At 65.2% G+C, this 16835-nt stretch carries 13 protein-coding genes; 10 read left to right on the top strand and 3 right to left on the bottom strand.

Annotated features, from left to right (window positions below; translation table 11 throughout):
- Nucleotides 1-2 precede the first annotated feature (2 nt).
- The 7 genes from rnr to C0R46_RS04290 all read left to right on the top strand — a co-directional run bounded on the left by rnr (nt 3) and on the right by C0R46_RS04290 (nt 7919).
- On the top strand, nt 3-2270 hold the full coding sequence (rnr, locus tag C0R46_RS04320) for a ribonuclease R (protein ID WP_102958304.1): 2268 nt from the start codon (nt 3-5) through the stop codon (nt 2268-2270).
- Complete coding sequence (locus C0R46_RS04315) at nt 2267-2695, top strand: DUF983 domain-containing protein (RefSeq protein WP_102958303.1); 429 nt, start codon at nt 2267-2269, stop codon at nt 2693-2695. The genes rnr and C0R46_RS04315 overlap by 4 nt, the downstream gene beginning before the upstream one ends.
- 144 nt (nt 2696-2839) lie before the next feature.
- Nucleotides 2840-4039, top strand: a complete 1200-nt coding sequence (locus C0R46_RS04310) for an MFS transporter (RefSeq protein ID WP_102958302.1) — start codon at nt 2840-2842, stop codon at nt 4037-4039.
- 182 nt (nt 4040-4221) lie between these two features.
- Nucleotides 4222-4389, top strand: a complete 168-nt coding sequence (gene rpmG / locus C0R46_RS04305; RefSeq protein ID WP_102958301.1) for a 50S ribosomal protein L33 — start codon at nt 4222-4224, stop codon at nt 4387-4389.
- A gap of 127 nt (nt 4390-4516) precedes the next feature.
- Nucleotides 4517-5653 carry a bifunctional glycosyltransferase family 2/GtrA family protein gene (locus C0R46_RS04300; protein WP_157944553.1) on the top strand — a complete coding sequence of 379 codons (1137 nt, stop codon included), beginning with the start codon at nt 4517-4519 and terminating at the stop codon, nt 5651-5653.
- A complete protein-coding gene (locus tag C0R46_RS04295) occupies nt 5646-6269 on the top strand; it encodes a class I SAM-dependent methyltransferase (RefSeq protein ID WP_102958299.1) in 624 nt (207 codons plus the stop codon). Before C0R46_RS04300 ends, C0R46_RS04295 begins: the two co-directional genes overlap by 8 nt.
- A gap of 33 nt (nt 6270-6302) precedes the next feature.
- Nucleotides 6303-7919, top strand: coding sequence for a hypothetical protein (locus tag C0R46_RS04290; protein WP_102958298.1), 1617 nt, complete (start codon nt 6303-6305; stop codon nt 7917-7919).
- Nucleotides 7920-8485: 566 nt separating this feature from the next.
- Here C0R46_RS04290 and C0R46_RS04285 read toward each other — a convergent pair.
- Both C0R46_RS04285 and C0R46_RS04280 read right to left on the bottom strand, forming a co-directional pair.
- Nucleotides 8486-9853: a PleD family two-component system response regulator gene (locus C0R46_RS04285; protein ID WP_102958297.1), complete on the bottom strand. Its 1368-nt coding sequence runs from the start codon at nt 9851-9853 to the stop codon at nt 8486-8488.
- A 7-nt stretch (nt 9854-9860) separates the two neighbouring features.
- Entirely contained in the window at nt 9861-10232 is a 372-nt protein-coding gene (locus tag C0R46_RS04280; protein WP_102958296.1) for a response regulator, read from the bottom strand.
- 86 nt (nt 10233-10318) lie between these two features.
- Between C0R46_RS04280 and C0R46_RS04275 the strand changes: the two genes are divergently transcribed.
- The 3 genes from C0R46_RS04275 to C0R46_RS04265 all read left to right on the top strand — a co-directional run bounded on the left by C0R46_RS04275 (nt 10319) and on the right by C0R46_RS04265 (nt 12779).
- Nucleotides 10319-10666, top strand: coding sequence for a DUF3572 domain-containing protein (locus tag C0R46_RS04275; protein WP_245413399.1), 348 nt, complete (start codon nt 10319-10321; stop codon nt 10664-10666).
- Complete coding sequence (locus C0R46_RS04270; protein WP_102958294.1) at nt 10663-11328, top strand: hypothetical protein; 666 nt, start codon at nt 10663-10665, stop codon at nt 11326-11328. The genes C0R46_RS04275 and C0R46_RS04270 overlap by 4 nt, the downstream gene beginning before the upstream one ends.
- Before the next feature lie 89 nt (nt 11329-11417).
- Nucleotides 11418-12779 carry a DNA polymerase IV gene (locus C0R46_RS04265; RefSeq protein ID WP_198598229.1) on the top strand — a complete coding sequence of 454 codons (1362 nt, stop codon included), beginning with the start codon at nt 11418-11420 and terminating at the stop codon, nt 12777-12779.
- A gap of 168 nt (nt 12780-12947) precedes the next feature.
- Here C0R46_RS04265 and dnaE read toward each other — a convergent pair whose 3' ends face one another.
- On the bottom strand, nt 12948-16427 hold the full coding sequence (gene dnaE / locus C0R46_RS04260) for a DNA polymerase III subunit alpha (RefSeq protein WP_102958293.1): 3480 nt from the start codon (nt 16425-16427) through the stop codon (nt 12948-12950).
- Nucleotides 16428-16835 lie beyond the last annotated feature (408 nt).

The raw sequence follows: 16835 nt of genomic DNA, 5'->3' as shown, positions 1-16835 counted from the left end.
GCATGGCCCGGCGCGGCAGACCGGATCGGGACCGGCCCGGCCTCACCCGCGAGCTGGTGCTCCGCTTCATCGCGGAAAACCCGTCGCGCTCCAGCAAGCGCGACATCGCCAAGGCCTTTGACGTCAAGAGCGAGGACCGGCTGCTCCTGAAGGACATCCTGGCCGATCTGCAGGCCGAGGGTGTCATCGAGGGCGGCCGCAAGCGCTTCAACCGCCCGGGCGCCCTGCCCGACGTGCTCGTTCTGGAAATCCGCTCGCGTGACGAGGATGGCGGCCTGCTGGCTCTCCCCGTCGGCTGGGACGAGGCCGAGCGCGGCGAGCGCCCCCGGCTGCCGGTTCGGCAGGACCGCGGCTCCGTCGCAGGCATCGGCGATCGAATCCTGGCCCGCATCGAGGACGACGAGGCGAGCGGCACGCGCTTCGCGCGGGTGATCCGTGTTCTCGAGCAGCGCAAGAGCTTCGAGCTTGGCGTCTTCAGGGCCATGCCGGGCGGCGGCGGGCGCGTCGAGCCGGTGGAGCGCCGCCAGCTGGAATTCATGATTCGCCCGGGCGATGACAAGGACGCGCGCGACGGCGATCTCGTCGAGGTCGAGGCGGCGCCACGCTCGCGTGCCGGCCTGCCGATCGGCCGCGTCGTCACCGTTCTCGGGTCGATCAAGGGCGAGAAAGCGATCTCGACGATCGCGCTGCATGCCCACGGCATTCCGCACATCTTCCCCGAAGGCGTGCTGCTGGAAGCTGAAGAGGCCGCCGCTGCTACGATGGCCGACCGTGAGGACTGGCGCGATCTGCCGCTCGTCACCATCGATCCGGCCGACGCCAAGGACCACGACGACGCGGTGCATGCGCGGCCCGACGAGGATCCGGCCAATCCCGGCGGGGTCGTCGTCACCGTCGCGATCGCCGACGTCGCACTCTATGTCCGCCCCGGTTCGAAGCTCGATGCCGAGGCCCGACTGCGCGGCAACTCGGTCTATTTCCCGGACCGCGTCGTGCCGATGCTCCCCGAGCGCATCTCCAACGATCTCTGCTCGCTGCGGAACGGTGTCGACCGCCCCGCCCTCGCCGTGCGGATGGTCTTCGCCGCGAACGGTGAAAAGCGCCGCCACGACTTCCATCGCATCATGATGCGCAGCCATGCCCGCCTCTCTTACGAGGACGCGCAAGGCGCCATTGACGGCGTCCCGGGCCGTGTCGAGCCGCAGATCCTCGAAGAAGTGCTGCGGCCGCTCTGGAAGGCGTATGGCCTGCTTGCCGCGGCACGCGACCGCCGCCAGCCGCTGGACCTCGACCTGCCGGAAAAGAAGATCAAGCTCGACGTCACCGGACGCGTCGAGAAGGTGATCGTGCCGGAGCGCCTCGATGCGCACAGGCTGATCGAGGAATTCATGATCCAGGCGAACGTCGCCGCGGCCGAGACGCTGGAGGCGAAGCGCCAGGCGCTGATCTACCGCGCTCATGATGCGCCGTCGCTCGCCAAGCTGGAATCGCTGCGCGATTTCCTGCGCACGCTGGACATCTCGTTGGAGCGCTCCGGTTCCGTGCGGCCGTCCCACTTCAACGGGATCCTGCGGCAGGTGAAGGCCAGCGAGCACGAGAGCCTCGTCAACGAGGTGGTGCTGCGTTCCCAGAGCCAGGCGAACTACTCCGCCGAGAACATCGGGCACTTCGGCCTCAATCTCCTGCGCTATGCGCATTTCACCTCGCCAATCCGCCGCTATGCCGATCTCATCGTTCACCGTGCCCTGATCACGGCCTTATCTCTCGGCGAGGGCGGTCTCAGCCGCGCCGACGAGGAAAGCCTGGAGGTCACGGCGGAGGAAATCTCCCGCGCCGAGCGCCGCGCGATGGCGGCCGAGCGCGAGACGGTGGACCGGCTGATCGCCCATCATCTCGCCGACCGGATCGGCGACAGCTTCGATGGCCGGGTTGCCGGCGTGACCAAGGCGGGGCTTTTCGTCGCTCTTCCAGCCTTCGGAGCAGACGGTTTCGTTCCTATCTCAAGCCTTGGCGCCGAGTACTTCCACTATGACGAAGTCGGCCACAGCCTGATCGGCGAGCGGAGCGGACGTGGCTACAGGCTCGGCGATCAGGTAGAGGTTCGGCTCGTCGAGGCGATACCGTTGGCCGGTTCGATGCGCTTCGAGATGCTCAGCGAGCCGCGGCAGCTGCCGGCATTCACCGGTTCGCATCACAAGTCGCGTATGCGTCGACCTGGTCGTCCCGGCCGTCCCAAAAACGTCGGGGCGAAGGTAAGGAGAAAACGATGATCCAGCAGGTTGCCATCACCGAGGCCGCCCCGGAAACGCAGGAAGCACGCCCGCTGGTCCGCTCGGTTCTTCGGGGCCTTCGCTGCCGCTGCCCGAACTGCGGCGAAGGTCGCCTTTTTACCGGCTATCTGCGGAGCGTCGATCGCTGTGCCGTCTGCGACGAGGCAATGTACCACCATCGTGCCGACGACCTGCCGCCCTATCTGACGGTCTTCATCGTCGGCCACATCGTGGTCGCCCTCTTCATGGCCGTGGAGGAAGCGACGACCTGGTCGACCTGGACGCATCTGGCGATCTGGACGCCCGTGACGCTGCTGATGACGCTCGGGCTGCTCCGACCCATGAAAGGCGCCACGATCGGCCTGCAGTGGGCGCTCCGAATGGGCGGCTTCGGTGGCGAATCGGACGAAGATCATCCGTCCTGAACGTTGCCGAGACCGGTGGCTCGGCCGTCGCCGGATGATGCCCCGCCGAGGCTGATCGCCGGTGCATCCCCGGCTTCGCCCGGCGCCGCAGCCTTCGCCTACCTTCCTCAACGACCATCCGGCCAATGATCTGAGACCGTCCGCATGACCGACGAGACCGACGAGAGCATCCTGTCCGAAGTCGAGCGGGAGGTTGAATCCGTCGACTGGATCGCGGCAGGTGCTGCCATCGCGTCGATCAGCGCAGTCGGCATCGCTCTCGGGCTGGGTCTGCCTCTTCTCAGCGTAATCCTGGAGCGGCGCGGCATATCCGCAACGATGATCGGCGCCAACACGGCCGTCGCCGGCATCGCATCGCTCATCTGCGCTCCGATCATCACGCTGATCGCACGGCGGATCGGCGTGCGGGTGACGATGCTGATAGCGGTGGCGTTCGCCGGCGCCTCCGCCCTCGCCTTCTATTATCTCACCGCCTTCTGGACATGGTTCCCGCTGCGGCTGGTCTTCCACTTCGCGATCACGGCGCTGTTCGTGCTCTCCGAGTTCTGGATCAACGCGGCCGCGCCGCCGGGCAAGCGCGGCGTCGTTCTTGGCATCTATGCCAGTTGCCTGTCGCTCGGTTTTGCTCTCGGACCATGGCTGTTCTCCCAGATCGGTTCGGAGGGTGTCGCGCCATTCGCCGTTGCGGCTTTGGTGATCTTTCTCGCCGGCATACCGCTGGTCGCATCGCGCGGCCGCGAGCCGGTGATCGGCGAGCGCCGGCCCGGATCCTTCTGGCGCTATCTGACAGCCGTTCCGACCGCGACAGCGGCAGTTCTGATCTTCGGCGCCGTGGAGGCCGGCGGCTTCGCACTGTTCCCCGTCTACGGCTCGCGGGTCGGCTTCGACGAAGCGTCCGCGGCGCAGCTCCTCTCCGCCATCGGCCTTGGCAACGTCCTTCTACAGATTCCGATCGGCCTCCTCTCCGACCATCTGCGCGATCGTCGCATCCTGCTCCTGATCTGCGCCGCGATCGGCTTCGTCGGCACGCTGTTCCTGCCGTTGCTCGTCCAGAACTGGTGGCTGATGGCGGCGGTGCTGTTCGTCTGGGGCGGTGCGGTCGCAGGTCTCTACACGGTCGGGCTCGCCCATCTCGGCTCACACCTCTCCGGAGCCGAACTCGCCTCGGCCAATGCCGCCTTTGTGTTCTGTTATTCCGCCGGCATGCTGGTCGGCCCGCAGGTGATCGGCGGCTCGCTCGACGTCTTCGGCACCGGCGGCTTTGCCTGGTCCATCGCCGCCTTCTTTGCCGTCTACCTCGTCCTCGTGGTGGTACGCCTCTTCATCAGCCCCGAGCGGTCTTGACTTGGCGCCCGGCATGAATAATGTCCGCGCCAAGCTGCGCTCGGAATGGGCGCAATAACGCATGGGTGTATCGCTCCTGAGCGAGTCGTCCCTGCATCGATCCTGAACTCGCGCAGGCCTGACGGACCATTGGGATGGTCTGACGCTCCTGCCGATCAACACTGTGCGGATGGACGACCGACATGGCCAAAGCGACCACGATCAAGATCAAGCTGCTGAGCACCGCCGACACCGGCTTCTTCTACACGGCGAAGAAGAACAGCCGGACGATGACGGAAAAGATGACGAAGACGAAGTACGACCCGATCGTGCGCAAGCACGTCGAGTTCCGCGAGACGAAGATCAAGTAAGCGTTCCGTCTCGTCCCCGATCGCGCCGCCCATTGGGCGGCGTTTTCGTTTGTGGGGCGCCAAGATCACACCACCCGCCGAAAAGACCCGTGTCGCTGATTCGACTGCCTGGGTGCTGAAGCGGTGATTGAGTGCTTTCGTGCACGGCCTGTCATTGACGGTGATCGGGATGGATGTAGAAGTGCGCCGGTCGGCCCAAGGTTTCTCATCCATGCAATCTGACGTTCGCCCAGTATTATTGATCCCCGCCTACAAGCCGACGGATGCCATCATCGCCGTGGCTGAAGACATCATTGCGTCCGACGCCTTTCAGGCGGTCTTCTGCGTCAACGATGGCAGCGGTGAGGCTTATGATCCTCTGTTCGCGGCTCTGACCGAACGCGGCGTCATCGTCGTCCGGCATGTCGTCAATCTCGGCAAGGGTGCCGCCCTCAAGACGGGCTTCAACGCCATCGGTACGCGTCTTCCCGACGCCGTTGGCATCGTGACCGCTGATGCCGATGGTCAGCACGTCTCTGCCGATATCGTGGCAGTTGGACGCGCGCTCTCGGCGTCAGACCATGCACTCATCTTGGGAACCCGCACCTTCCGAGCCGATGTTCCGCTTCGCAGCCGGTTCGGGAACATCATGACCCGGTATGTGCTGCGTATCTTTACCGGAATTCGCACGAGCGACACGCAGACGGGGTTGCGCGGGATCCCGATGACGATGGTGCCGCGTCTTCTGCGGCTCTCGACCCGCGGTTACGACTTCGAACTCGACATGCTGATCGTCAGCAAGACGCAGGGGTACACCCTGCAGGAAGTGCCGATATCGACCGTCTATATCGACGATAACGCCTCTTCACACTTCAGACCTCTAGCTGATTCGGCTGCGATCTATTTCGTGCTTGTGCGTCATATTGGGAATGCCATAGTCACGGCGTTCATCGACTACGTCGTGTTCGCGATCGCGCTGTCGTTTGGCACCTCGCTGCTGACGTCCATGGTGATGGGCCGTCTGGTCGCCGGCCTGTTTAACTTCTTCGTCGGGCGGGCCTACGTGTTCAAGTCACATGGCAACATGTTCAGCGAGACGCTGCGCTACGTGTGTCTCGTCCTGGGCTTGATGCTTCTCTCCTATGGTGCCATCAGCTTCCTGACGGCGGAGGGGCTGACGCCGTACATCGCGAAGATCGTCGTCGAAAGCTTCATCTTCGTCGTGAGCTTTGCTGCTCAAAGGTTGTTCGTTTTCGTCGGGGGCAAAGGGCAGCGAGTTGGTTGAAACCGATTGGAATACCTACTACGCGCAGCGGAAGAGCTCCGGCAGTCCGACGCGCAAGATCACGCAGAGGCTTCTTCTCGGCGTCGTGAACAGGTTCAAGCCCCAAGCCCTCGGCGAGATCATGGAGTTCGGGGGGGGCGACAGCTGCTTCTATCCGGCGTTCCGCCGCACCTATCCGAGCGTGCGCTACACGATCGTCGACAAGAGCCACGAGGGTGTTGCGAAGTTCCAGCAGAAGTACGGGACCGACAACGTCGATGCGCTCGAGGCTGATCTTCTGGCCGAGCCGAGCCTACCCGCATCCGACCTCGTTTACAGCATCGGCCTCATCGAGCATTTCGATCCCGACCAGACGGCGCGGATCATCCGCGCCCACTTCGCGGCAGCTAAGCCGGGTGCACTCGTCGTCATCACCTACCCGACGCCGACGACACTGTATCGGACGATCCGCGGTGCCGCCGAGATGCTGGGCATCTGGCGCTTCCCGGACGAGCGGCCGCTCTTCTTCGATGAAGTGAACGGCGAGTGTGCCAAGCACGGCATCCTGCTGTTCCGAAAGCTTAACTGGGCAATTGGCTTGACCCAGGAACTCGTCGCTTACCGCAAGCGCAGCTGATCAGCCGTTTGTGCAGTGGACGGGATGCGAGCGATGACGCCTGCCTTCGATCGGGCTGAGGGACACACGCGATGGGACCTCATCCCTCTCGCGTTCGTCATCCTCTTTTCCGTTCTCTATTTCCTCCTCTACTTCCATCCGATGGCGCTGCACGACGCCACGCACTACGCAATCTCCGGCGTCAGTCTGGTGAGGGATCACAAGTTCCTCACCTACCCTTACGGTGCGCTGTCAGGCGGAGGAACCGTCCCGACCTACCAGGCACTACAGTTCGGCTCGATCGTCTTCGACGTGCGCACGAACTATCCGTCCAAGCTGCTGTCGCTGATCTACGGCATCATCTGCACCATCACGGGCCGGATGCGTCTTGAGTACATGCAGTGGATCTCGTTCGGCTGCTTCCTCATCGGGAATGTGCTCCTTTATCTGCTGGGACGGCGCTTCCTGAACAGCTGGCTGGCCGTCCTGATGTTCGTCATCGTCAACTTTCTTCCGGTGATGCGCCTGCGCATCAATCCCGGCTCGGACGGGATCGGCTACACCTGCTTCGTGATCCTTCTCTGGCTGCTCTTCTGCTGCGGCCTGCGCCCGCTCGTCCTTGGTGCGACAGCCGGTGTTCTGGCCCACTCGCGCGGGCAGCTCGTCTCCGCGATCTTCGTTCTTCCGCTATTCTACTCACGGCAGGGGCGAAGCATCTTCCTTCATCCGACCCTCCCGCTTTTCGCGGGCTTCGTCGTGACGTATTTCGCCTTGGGCGCTGCATTCAACCTGCTCGGCCATGCCGTAGGCGGCGGCAGTCCTGTCGACTTCTACATCCAGTATTTCGCCAAGACGGGCCTCGGCCTATTGGATGGCGCACGCATCGCAACGAAGCTGGTCGTCCAGTTCCTCGCGCTGTTCGACAAGAACCAGATGTCGATCCTCGGCATGGGCCTGCTGTTGCTGGCACCGTTCTCCACGCGGGGTGTCGAGCGGAAGCTGGCGGTCGGGGCCGGCATCCTGCTGCTGCTGCCGATCCTGACCTACGGCATCGATCGCAATGTCAATGCGCAGCCACGTTACTTCATGCCTGCGGTGCCCCTGCTCGTGCTGTTCATCTTCGTCAGCACGCAGCGCATGGCAGTCGCTCTCGATCGCCCGCGTGCCGCACAGATCATCCAGATCGTCTTGGCAGTCGTCACCACGGCCCTATGGTTCTCGACCTACACCCTGCCATACGAGCGCCTGAAGCCCGCGGTCATCGCCAATCAGGCCGCCTATCTCGACTTCGACGGGGCAGAAGCGGCGCTTGCGTCGACCTTCCGCCAAGACGACGTCGTTCTGATCAATCACTCCCTGCCGACGGGCCTGTCCAAGATCCACAACATCGTTCTCATGCCGACGCACGAGCAGTTTATGGCAGGCAACAACGCTCAGGTGGACGGCCTCGTCTTCACCTACGTCAAGACGCCGCCGAACGACTTCTTCGCTCCAAAGGACTGGATCGTCGGGGACGATCTTCCGCAGACCATCGTCGACGGAAAGGGGCTGCAGTTCGTGCGGACCTTCCGTGGCACCTCCACTCTGACGCAGTCGCCTGGGGTCGGTCGCCAGGAGGCGTTCCTGCAGGTGTATCGGAAGGTTGCGGTAGCGGCCTCACCCGCTCTATAGCGGGACGCTCACCTGGTCGTGCGCCAACCATCTGCGGCGGGTAGCGCAGATGCGACGACGGTTTGAAAAAGGTAGAGCATCACATCTTCGCTGCCGAACCTGCGGCAGCGGCCTTTGCGGCGGATCGCGTCCGCATGCCGCCCGTGCCTTGAGGCTGCAGGCGGTGCGGCAGCCTGCCGGCCGATACGCACAGCCTGCCAGCAGTTGTCCGTTGTGTTCAGAGTTCGACTGTAAGGGCCGATGCCGGCAGGGCCAAGTGGCCGGCCGGCAAGTCCGGGCATGCGGTACGAGGAAACCGCTGAGTTCCGGATGCCGACCGGCCGCCCCACGGGACCCAGGAGATGCGGCGGACCTGAGCATTCCATGGGGGTCGGATGGTCCGCTTGGCGGCGGACCGATCTTGCCTGACGCGTAGAACCTCGCCCAAACACGCTGTAAATGCAATGAAAAGACGACGTTCAGAGCCAATCCTTTAAGGAATGGTTAAGATTGGGCGCCCCCGACGCTTGTCGGTTGCTTTTAGAGGGGCGAACCCTCTCGCAGCGGCAGCTCGTGCACGGCCGCCTTCAGGCCGCCAGCGTCATGACGCGGTTGCGCCCCGAGCGCTTGGCCTCGTAGAGCGCCTGGTCGGCGCGTTTGAGAAGGCCCGCCGCATCGTCCGTCGGCCCCCTGAATGTCGCGACGCCGACGCTGACGGTGACCACCAGGGGTTCGCCGGCGATCTCGAAGATCGAACCGGCGACCGTGGCTCGCAGGCGCTCGGCGATCGCAACCGCCGTTGCTTCGGCGGTATCCGGCATCAGCACGACGAACTCCTCCCCGCCGTAGCGGCAGGCCAGATCGCTGATGCGCAAAGCGTTGCGCAGCCGGTCCGCGAACTGGCGAAGCGCCGCATCGCCGGCATCGTGGCCCCAGCCGTCATTGATGCGCTTGAAGTGATCGATGTCGGCGACGAGCAGCGACAGCGCCCGCCGGTCGGTGTCGGCGCGGCCAATGGCGCTGGCCAGATGGAGTTCCAGAAAACGGCGGTTGTGCAGGCCGGTCAGCGGATCGCGAATGGCGAGTTCGATCGTTGCCTCGACCGAGCGGCGCAGTCCCTCCTCGTACCGGCGCCGGCGGATCTGGGTTCGGATGCGGGCGGCCAGCTCGTTGCGATCGATCGGCCGCAGGATGTAGTCCGTCGCGCCGATCTCGAGCGCACGCGCGGTGCGGGCCTCGTCGGCCGCGTCGGCGACGACGAGAATCGGGATTCGCCGCGTCGCCTCACCCGATCGCAGCTGCGAGCACAGCCGCAGTGGATCGCCTTCGCCGGCCTGAAGATCGATGAGGATGAGGTCCGCGGTGCCCGTCATTGCCGCGGCGCGTACCGCCTCATGATCATGAAGGACCTCGACATCATGCAGGCTCCGAAGCGGTGCGGCGATGCGCGCTGCGGCCGCTTCGCTCTGCGCATGGATCAGAAGCCGGCCCCGGTCCCCCATCTCGCCGAGCGGCGCCATGATGCTGCTGCGGGCGACCAGATCGACCGTCGTCTCGGCACGGCCGCGCAATTCGTCGGTCAGGAGCTTCAGGCGGACCAGACTGCGCACGCGGGAAAACAGCTGCAGATCGCGGACGGGCTTGGTGAGGAAATCGTCGGCACCCGCCTCGAGGCCCTCCACGCGATCGGACGGCTGATCGAGCGCCGTCACCAGCACCACCGGGATATGCAGCGTGCGGGGATCGCGCTTGAGGCGGCGGCAGACCTCATAGCCGTCCATGTCCGGCATCATGACGTCGAGCAGCACCAGGTCGACGGACTGGCTGGCGCAGATCCCGATCGCCTCCGCGCCGCTCTCAGCCGTCAGGACCTCGAAATACTCGGCCTGCAGCCTCGCCTTCATCAGCCTGAGGTTGATCTCGTTGTCGTCGACGATGAGGACCCTCGCCGTCATGGTACCCTCACGCGTCGCCGAGGAAGGACTTGATGGTCTCGATGAACTTGGTGACGGAAATGGGCTTCGAGATGTAGGCCTCGCAGCCGCCCTGGCGGATGCGCTCCTCGTCGCCCTTCATGGCGAAGGCGGTGACCGCGATGATCGGGATGGTGTGGAGGTCGTGATCCTCCTTCAGCCGCCGCGTGACATCGAGGCCGGAAATTTCCGGCAGCTGGATATCCATGAGGATGAGGTCCGGCCGATTCTCGCGCGCCAGATCCACGGCGGTCAGTCCGCTGCGGGTTTGAACCGTGCGGTAGCCATGCGCCTCGATGAGGTCGCGGAAGAGCTTCATGTTGAGTTCGTTGTCCTCAACGATCATCACGGTCTTGGGCATCCGCGATACTCCCATGGGCCGACCTCGCTCTGGAGGCCATTATTCGCTATCCGTGCGACTAGGCTTAGCGGAATTTCATTTAAGAATTGGGAATCCGCCGGTGTGAAACCGTTAAGGATGAAGACTTGCTTAAGAGCGACCGCAACGGACACGAAAAAGACGAGGGCTGGGCCGAGGCGCTCGGCATCCGAGCCTTGGAGTACCTGGCCGAGGAGCCGGCGTTGCTGGGCCGCTTTCTCGCCATGAGCGGGCTGGAACCGGGGCAGCTTCGGCAGGCTGCGACCCAGCCGGCCTTCTTCGCCGGGCTGCTCGACTTCATCCTCGCGCACGAGCCGACTCTGATCGCCTTCGCGGCGGCCGCGAATGTCCGGCCTGAACAGGTCGCCGAGGCCCGGCGGGCGCTGGCGGGCAGCTATGGCGAGACGCCGCAGTGAAGCGCGCGCCCGTCTCGGCCGGGCCCGCCGTCGCGGACCTGCCTCGCAGCCGCGACGCCCTCATCGTGCTTGATATCGACGAGGTGGTGCTTGAGTTCATCGACCCCTTCGCCCGCCTCCTGGAGGAGCATGGCGCCCGGCTGCATGCGGAAAGCTTCCGGCTGACCGGCAATGTCCGCTCGATCTCGACCGGCGCCGCGGTCGGCGGCGGCGAGCTCAACCGCATCATGACGCTCCTCTACGACGAGCAGGAGACGCGCCAGCCACCTGTCGCCGGCGTACGCGAAGCGCTGGAGCGGCTGTCAGCCGAGGCCGACATCGTGTTCCTGACGGCGATGACGCCCTCCTACTACGAGCGCCGCCGCTGTCTGCTGGATGCGGTCGGGCTGCCCTACCCGATGATCGCGACGGAGCGATCGAAGGGCGCCGTCGTCGCCGAGCTGACGGAGCGCTGGAACGGACCGGTGATCTTTGCGGATGACCTGCCGCCGAACCTCGAGGGTGTGCGCAGGAGCGCCCCCTCCACCCATCTCGTTCACCTGATGGCGAGCGCCGTGTTCCGCTCCCACCTGCCGCCGCTGCCGGCGGGCGCGTTCGAGGCGCGAAGCTGGCCGGAGGCAGAGGCCGCGATCAGGACGATCCTGCGCGCTGCCGCAGACTGATCTCACGGGATAATCTGTGCAAGCGCCGCTTCGGGCTTGCGACCGAGGCCGGAGAGGACCGAAACTCGGTGTTGCGCCGAGGATCCATCATGCCGAGCGAGACGTCACAGAGCTTCTGCCGCGACTGCCTGCAGCTGCAGGCAGCGTCGGCGCGCCGCTGCACCGCGTGCGGCAGCCCGCGCGTCGTCGCGCATGAAGAGCTGTTCGCGCTCGCTATCGCCCATATCGACTGCGACGCCTTCTTTGCCGCGGTGGAAAAGCGCGACAGACCTGAGCTCGCAGACCGGCCGGTGATCATCGGCGGCGGACGGCGCGGCGTTGTCTCGACGGCCTGCTATATCGCCCGCATCCACGGCGTGAAGTCGGCCATGCCGATGTTCAAGGCGCTGAAGCTCTGCCCGGAAGCGGTGGTGCTGAAGCCGGACATGCAGAAATATGCCGAGGTGGGCCGTGCCGTGCGCGAGCGCATGCGCAGCGTGACGCCGCTGGTCGAGCCGCTATCGATCGACGAGGCCTTTCTTGATCTCTCGGGTACCGAGAGGCTGCATGGCAGCCCACCTGCCATCACACTCGCCAGGCTCGCGCGCTCGATCCAGGCCGAACTCGGCATCACCGTCTCGATTGGCCTATCGCACAACAAGTTCCTCGCCAAGATCGCGAGCGACCTGCAGAAGCCGCGCGGCTTCTCCGTCATCGGCAAGGCCGAGACCCTGCGGTTCCTGGCCGAGAAGCCGATCACGGCCATCTGGGGCATCGGCCAGGCGATGGACAGCGTGCTGCAGCGCGATGGGCTGCGCACCATCGGCCAGCTTCAGCAGATGGAGGAGATGGAGCTGATGCGCCGCTACGGCTCGACGGGGCAGCGGCTATCCCGGCTCGCGCGCGGCATCGACACGCGGTCGGTCAGCCCGCGCGGCGAGGCCAAGAGCATCTCCGCCGAGACAACGTTCAACGACGACATGGCGACCGCTGCCGAACTGATCCCGGTGCTGCGCCAGCTCTCCGAGAAGGTCGCACGGCGGCTAAAGGCGACCGACCTTTCCGCCTCGACCATCGTGTTGAAGATGAAGAGCGCCGACTTCCGCATCCGTACGCGCAACCGCAAGCTCGCCGACCCGACGCGCCTTGCCGACCGCATCTTCGAAACCGGACGGGCGCTGATGGAGAAGGAGATCGACGGCACGCCGTTCCGCCTGATCGGCATCGGCTGCGCCGACTTCTCGCCCGCTACCCGTGCCGACCCGAGCGACCTCGTCGATCCGCGCGCGGGCAAGAAGGCAAAGGCCGAGGCAGCGCTCGACGCGCTGCGGGACCGGTTCGGCGTCAAGTCGATCGAGACCGGATATACGTTCAAGCCGCAGGCGCCGGCCGAAGACGCTGCGCGGCGAGATCTTCAGTCGGCTGCGAGGCAAGATCCCCAGTCGAACGAGTCGGTTGCGCGCCGGCGCTGAGACGTCGATTCACGATCCTGATCCATCGCCTGAGCCGGGCGCTGGCGACCTTCATTGCTGGTCGGCGCGCTCGACGATCGATGTCCGCCTGCCGCCGAGCCGTTTCCACCAGCCGCCGCGATCGGCGCAGGAGCGAGGTCGCTTTTGCCGGCTGAAGGCGCCAGGCGGCTACACCAGCTGGACGTCAAGGACACCGGTTGCCGCCTTCACCGCACTCGCCATCTGCGGCGAGACCCGGTAGCGGCCGGGTAGCGCGATCTCGACCTCGCGCTCGCCATCGTCGCGCACCAGCACGAGCGAGACCTCGCTGTCGCCGCCCGGCCTCAGCTGCGAGCGGAAGGCGTTCAGCGGCTTGGCGTCACGCAGGAAGATGCGCAGCGCCTGCTGCATGCGCACGGCCTCATTCTCCAGCGACTGGACGCTCTGCACCTGGAAGGAGATGCCTTCGGGCCGCTCCTGCGCCGACACGGTCAGGATGACGGAGGCGCCGGGGTCCAGCTGGTCGCGGAACGCGGACAGCGTCTCGGTGAACAGCACCACCTCGTACTGGCCGCTGGAATCGGAGAGCTGAACGATGCCGATCTTGCCCCCCGTCCGGGTGCGCCTCTCCTGCCTTGACGTCACCGTGCCCGCGAGCTTCCCGGCGGTGGCACCGCGCTTGACGGTCGTCACCAGCTCCGCATGCGGGCGGATATTCAGCCGCTTCAGCGTCGCCTTGTACTCGTCGAGCGGATGCGCCGAGAGGTAGAAGCCGATCGCCTGGAACTCGCGCATCAGCCGCTCGGACGAGGTCCAGAGCTGCGCCTCGGCGAGACGCAGCGGTTCCGGCTCACCGCCAGCCGAGCCGAACATGTCCGACTGTCCGCTGGCCCGGCCCTCATGAACCCTCGAGCTGTAGGCCGCGATGCGCTCGAGATTGGCGATAAGCCTGGCGCGATCATGGCCGAAGCAATCAAGAGCGCCCGCGGCGATCAGGTTCTCCAGCGTGCGCTTGTTGACCACCTTCGGATCGATACGGGTGCAGAAGTCCTCGAGGCTGCGGAAGGGCTTGCCGTCCCGTTTTTCGATGATGTGCTCAACCGCCTGTTCGCCGACACCCTTGATCGCCGCCAGCGAGTAGAAGATGCGATTGCCATCCACTTCGAAGGGCTTGAACGAGGTCTGCACCGAGGGCGCCACGATCTGAATGCCGAGGCGCATCGCGTCCATGCGGAAGTCGTTCAGCTTCTCGGTATTGCCGGTGTCGAGCGTCATCGACGCGGCCAGGAACTCGACGGGGTGGTTGGCCTTCAGATAGGCCGTCTGGTAGGCGACCAGCGCATAGGCCGCCGCATGGCTCTTGTTGAAGCCGTAGTCGGCGAACTTGGCGAGCAGATCGAAGATCAGGTTCGCCTGCGCCTTTTCGAGCCCGTTCTTGATGGCGCCGTCGACGAAGCGGACCCGCTGCTGGTCCATCTCAGCACGGATCTTCTTGCCCATGGCGCGGCGCAAGAGGTCCGCCTCGCCCAGCGAATAGCCGGACAGGACCTGGGCGATCTGCATCACCTGTTCCTGGTAGATGATGACCCCTTGGGTCTCCTTCAGGATCGGCGCGATCTTCTCGTGCAGGTAGTCCGGCTCTTCCTCGCCGTGCTTGCGCGCATTGTAGGTCGGGATGTTCTCCATCGGACCCGGGCGATACAGCGCGACGAGGGCGATGATGTCCTCGAACTGGTCCGGCCGCATGCCGATCAGCGCCTTGCGCATGCCGACCGATTCCACCTGGAAGACGCCGACCGTCTCGCCACGGGTGAGCATCTGATAGGTCGTCGCGTCGTCGAGCGGCAGTGCCGACAGGTCGATGTCGACGCCCTTGCGGGCGATCAGCGACACAGCGGTCTGCAGCGTCGTCAGCGTCTTCAGGCCGAGGAAGTCGAACTTCACCAGCCCCGCCTGCTCGACCCACTTCATGTTGTACTGCGTCACCGGCATGTCGGAGCGCGGATCGCGGTACATCGGCACCAGCTTCGACAGCGGCCGGTCGCCGATGACGATGCCGGCTGCGTGGGTCGAGGCGTGGCGGTAGAGGCCTTCCAGCTTCAGCGCGATGGAGATGAGCCGGTCGACGACCTCCTCCTTCTCGCGCGCCTCCTGCAGCCGCGGCTCCTCCTCCAGCGCCTTGGCGAGCGTCACCGGGTTGGCCGGGTTCTGCGGCACCAGCTTCGACAGCTTGTCGACATGGCCGTAGGACATTTCGAGGACGCGGCCGACGTCGCGCAGCACGGCGCGCGCCTGCAGCGTTCCGAAGGTGATGATCTGCCCGACCTGCTCGCGCCCGTACTTCTCCTGGACGTAGCGGATCACCTCGCCGCGGCGATCCTGGCAGAAGTCGATGTCGAAGTCCGGCATCGACACGCGCTCAGGATTGAGGAAGCGCTCGAAGAGCAGCGAGAACCGCAAGGGATCGAGGTCGGTGATCGTCAGCGAATAGGCGACCAGCGAGCCGGCACCCGAACCGCGGCCTGGCCCGACCGGGATGCCCTGGTTCTTCGCCCATTTGATGAAGTCCGAGACGATCAGGAAGTAGCCCGGAAACTTCATCCGCTCGATGATCGAGAGCTCGAAATCGAGGCGTTCGCGATAGACCGCTGCGTCGTGGCCGGGCGCCGTGCCATGCGTCCTGAGGCGGGCCTCCAACCCTTCGATCGCCTGGCGGCGGAGCTCGGCCGCCTCCGCGCGCTCAGCCTCGGCCGCATCCGCGTCCGCGCCGGCGAAGCGGGGCAGGATCGGCTTGCGCGTCCGCGGGCGGAAGGAGCAGCGCTGCGCGATCTCCACCGTATTGGCCAGCGCCTCCGGCAGGTCGGCGAACAGTGCCGCCATCTCTTTCTGCGACTTCAGGCAATGGTCGCGCGAGAGCCGGCGGCGATCCTCATTGCTGACGAGGCGGTTGCTCGCCACAGCCAGCAGCGCGTCATGGGCGTCGAAATCGTCAGGGCAGGAGAAGTATGGTTCGTTGGTCGCGACCAACGGCAGCTCGAGCTCATAAGCGAGCGACAGCGTCTTGGCTTCGACGCTGCGGCTGCCGCCCTCCTGGCGCTGCAGTTCGACATAGAGACGGTCCGGATAAAGCGCCGCCAGGCGCTCCAGCCGCGTGCGAGCCAGCGGCTCGCGCCCAGCCGCCAGAAGGGTGCCGATGGGTCCGAGCGGGCCGCCGGTCAGCGCAATGATGCCGTCGCTGCGGCCGTCCAGCCATTCGGCCAGGACGTGCGGCCGCTCGCTGCGGTCGTGGCCGAGATAGGCGAGCGAGACGATCTCGACGAGGTTGGCATAGCCGACATCGTCCATGGCGATGAACACCAGTGGCGGCGTGCCGGCCGGCACCTTTTCGCCGCGGCTGCCCTCCGTCGTCTCGTCGCCGAAGTCGACCTCGAGCTGACATCCCACGATCGGCTGGATGCCGGACTTCGCCGCCTTTTCCGAAAATTCGAGTGCGCCGAAGAGGTTGTTGGTGTCGCAGATGCCGATGGCCGGAGCACCATCGGTCTTGGCGTGCTTGACGATCTGCTCGACGCGCAGCGCCCCTTCGAGAAGCGAATAGGCGCTGTGCACCCTCAAGTGGATGAAGGCCGGCAGAGATGCCGTTCCGCCTGTCCCCGCCTGTTCAGCCATCGCCTATCCTCGCCTGCTCGTCATCGCGCCGGCCCATCCACGAGCATCGCCCTGCCAGTGCAGGCTCTCTCGTTTCGCTCGGTCCGTCGAATGATCAAAGCCTTACCACCGGACCGCGGCGCTTCGAAGCGCCGTCTGCTGGTCTCAACAGGAACGTCGTCACACCGCGTGGATGAGAAGGGCGAAGCTGGCGATGAAGGCCGACAGGGCGGCGAGCGAGAGCAGATCCTTGAACACAGCAATGATCATCGCTGATCTCCTTTTGTTCTATGTTCTCTATCTGTTCCTATCGTGGTGACGGAGTCAAGCGGCAGCGGCCCGCGCGACGCGGCTGATGATTAAGGATTGCTGAAAAGCGGGGCCGTCCTGCCCGGCCGAGCACGACCGGTCTTCTCGGTCATAAGCCAG

This window comes from Mangrovicella endophytica (genome assembly GCF_002893625.1).
In the GTDB taxonomy this organism is placed as follows: Bacteria; Pseudomonadota; Alphaproteobacteria; order Rhizobiales; family Rhizobiaceae; genus Mangrovicella; species Mangrovicella endophytica.
The sequence above is the reverse complement of the archived record's forward strand: the minus strand, read 5'-3'. Positions and strand labels throughout refer to the sequence as shown.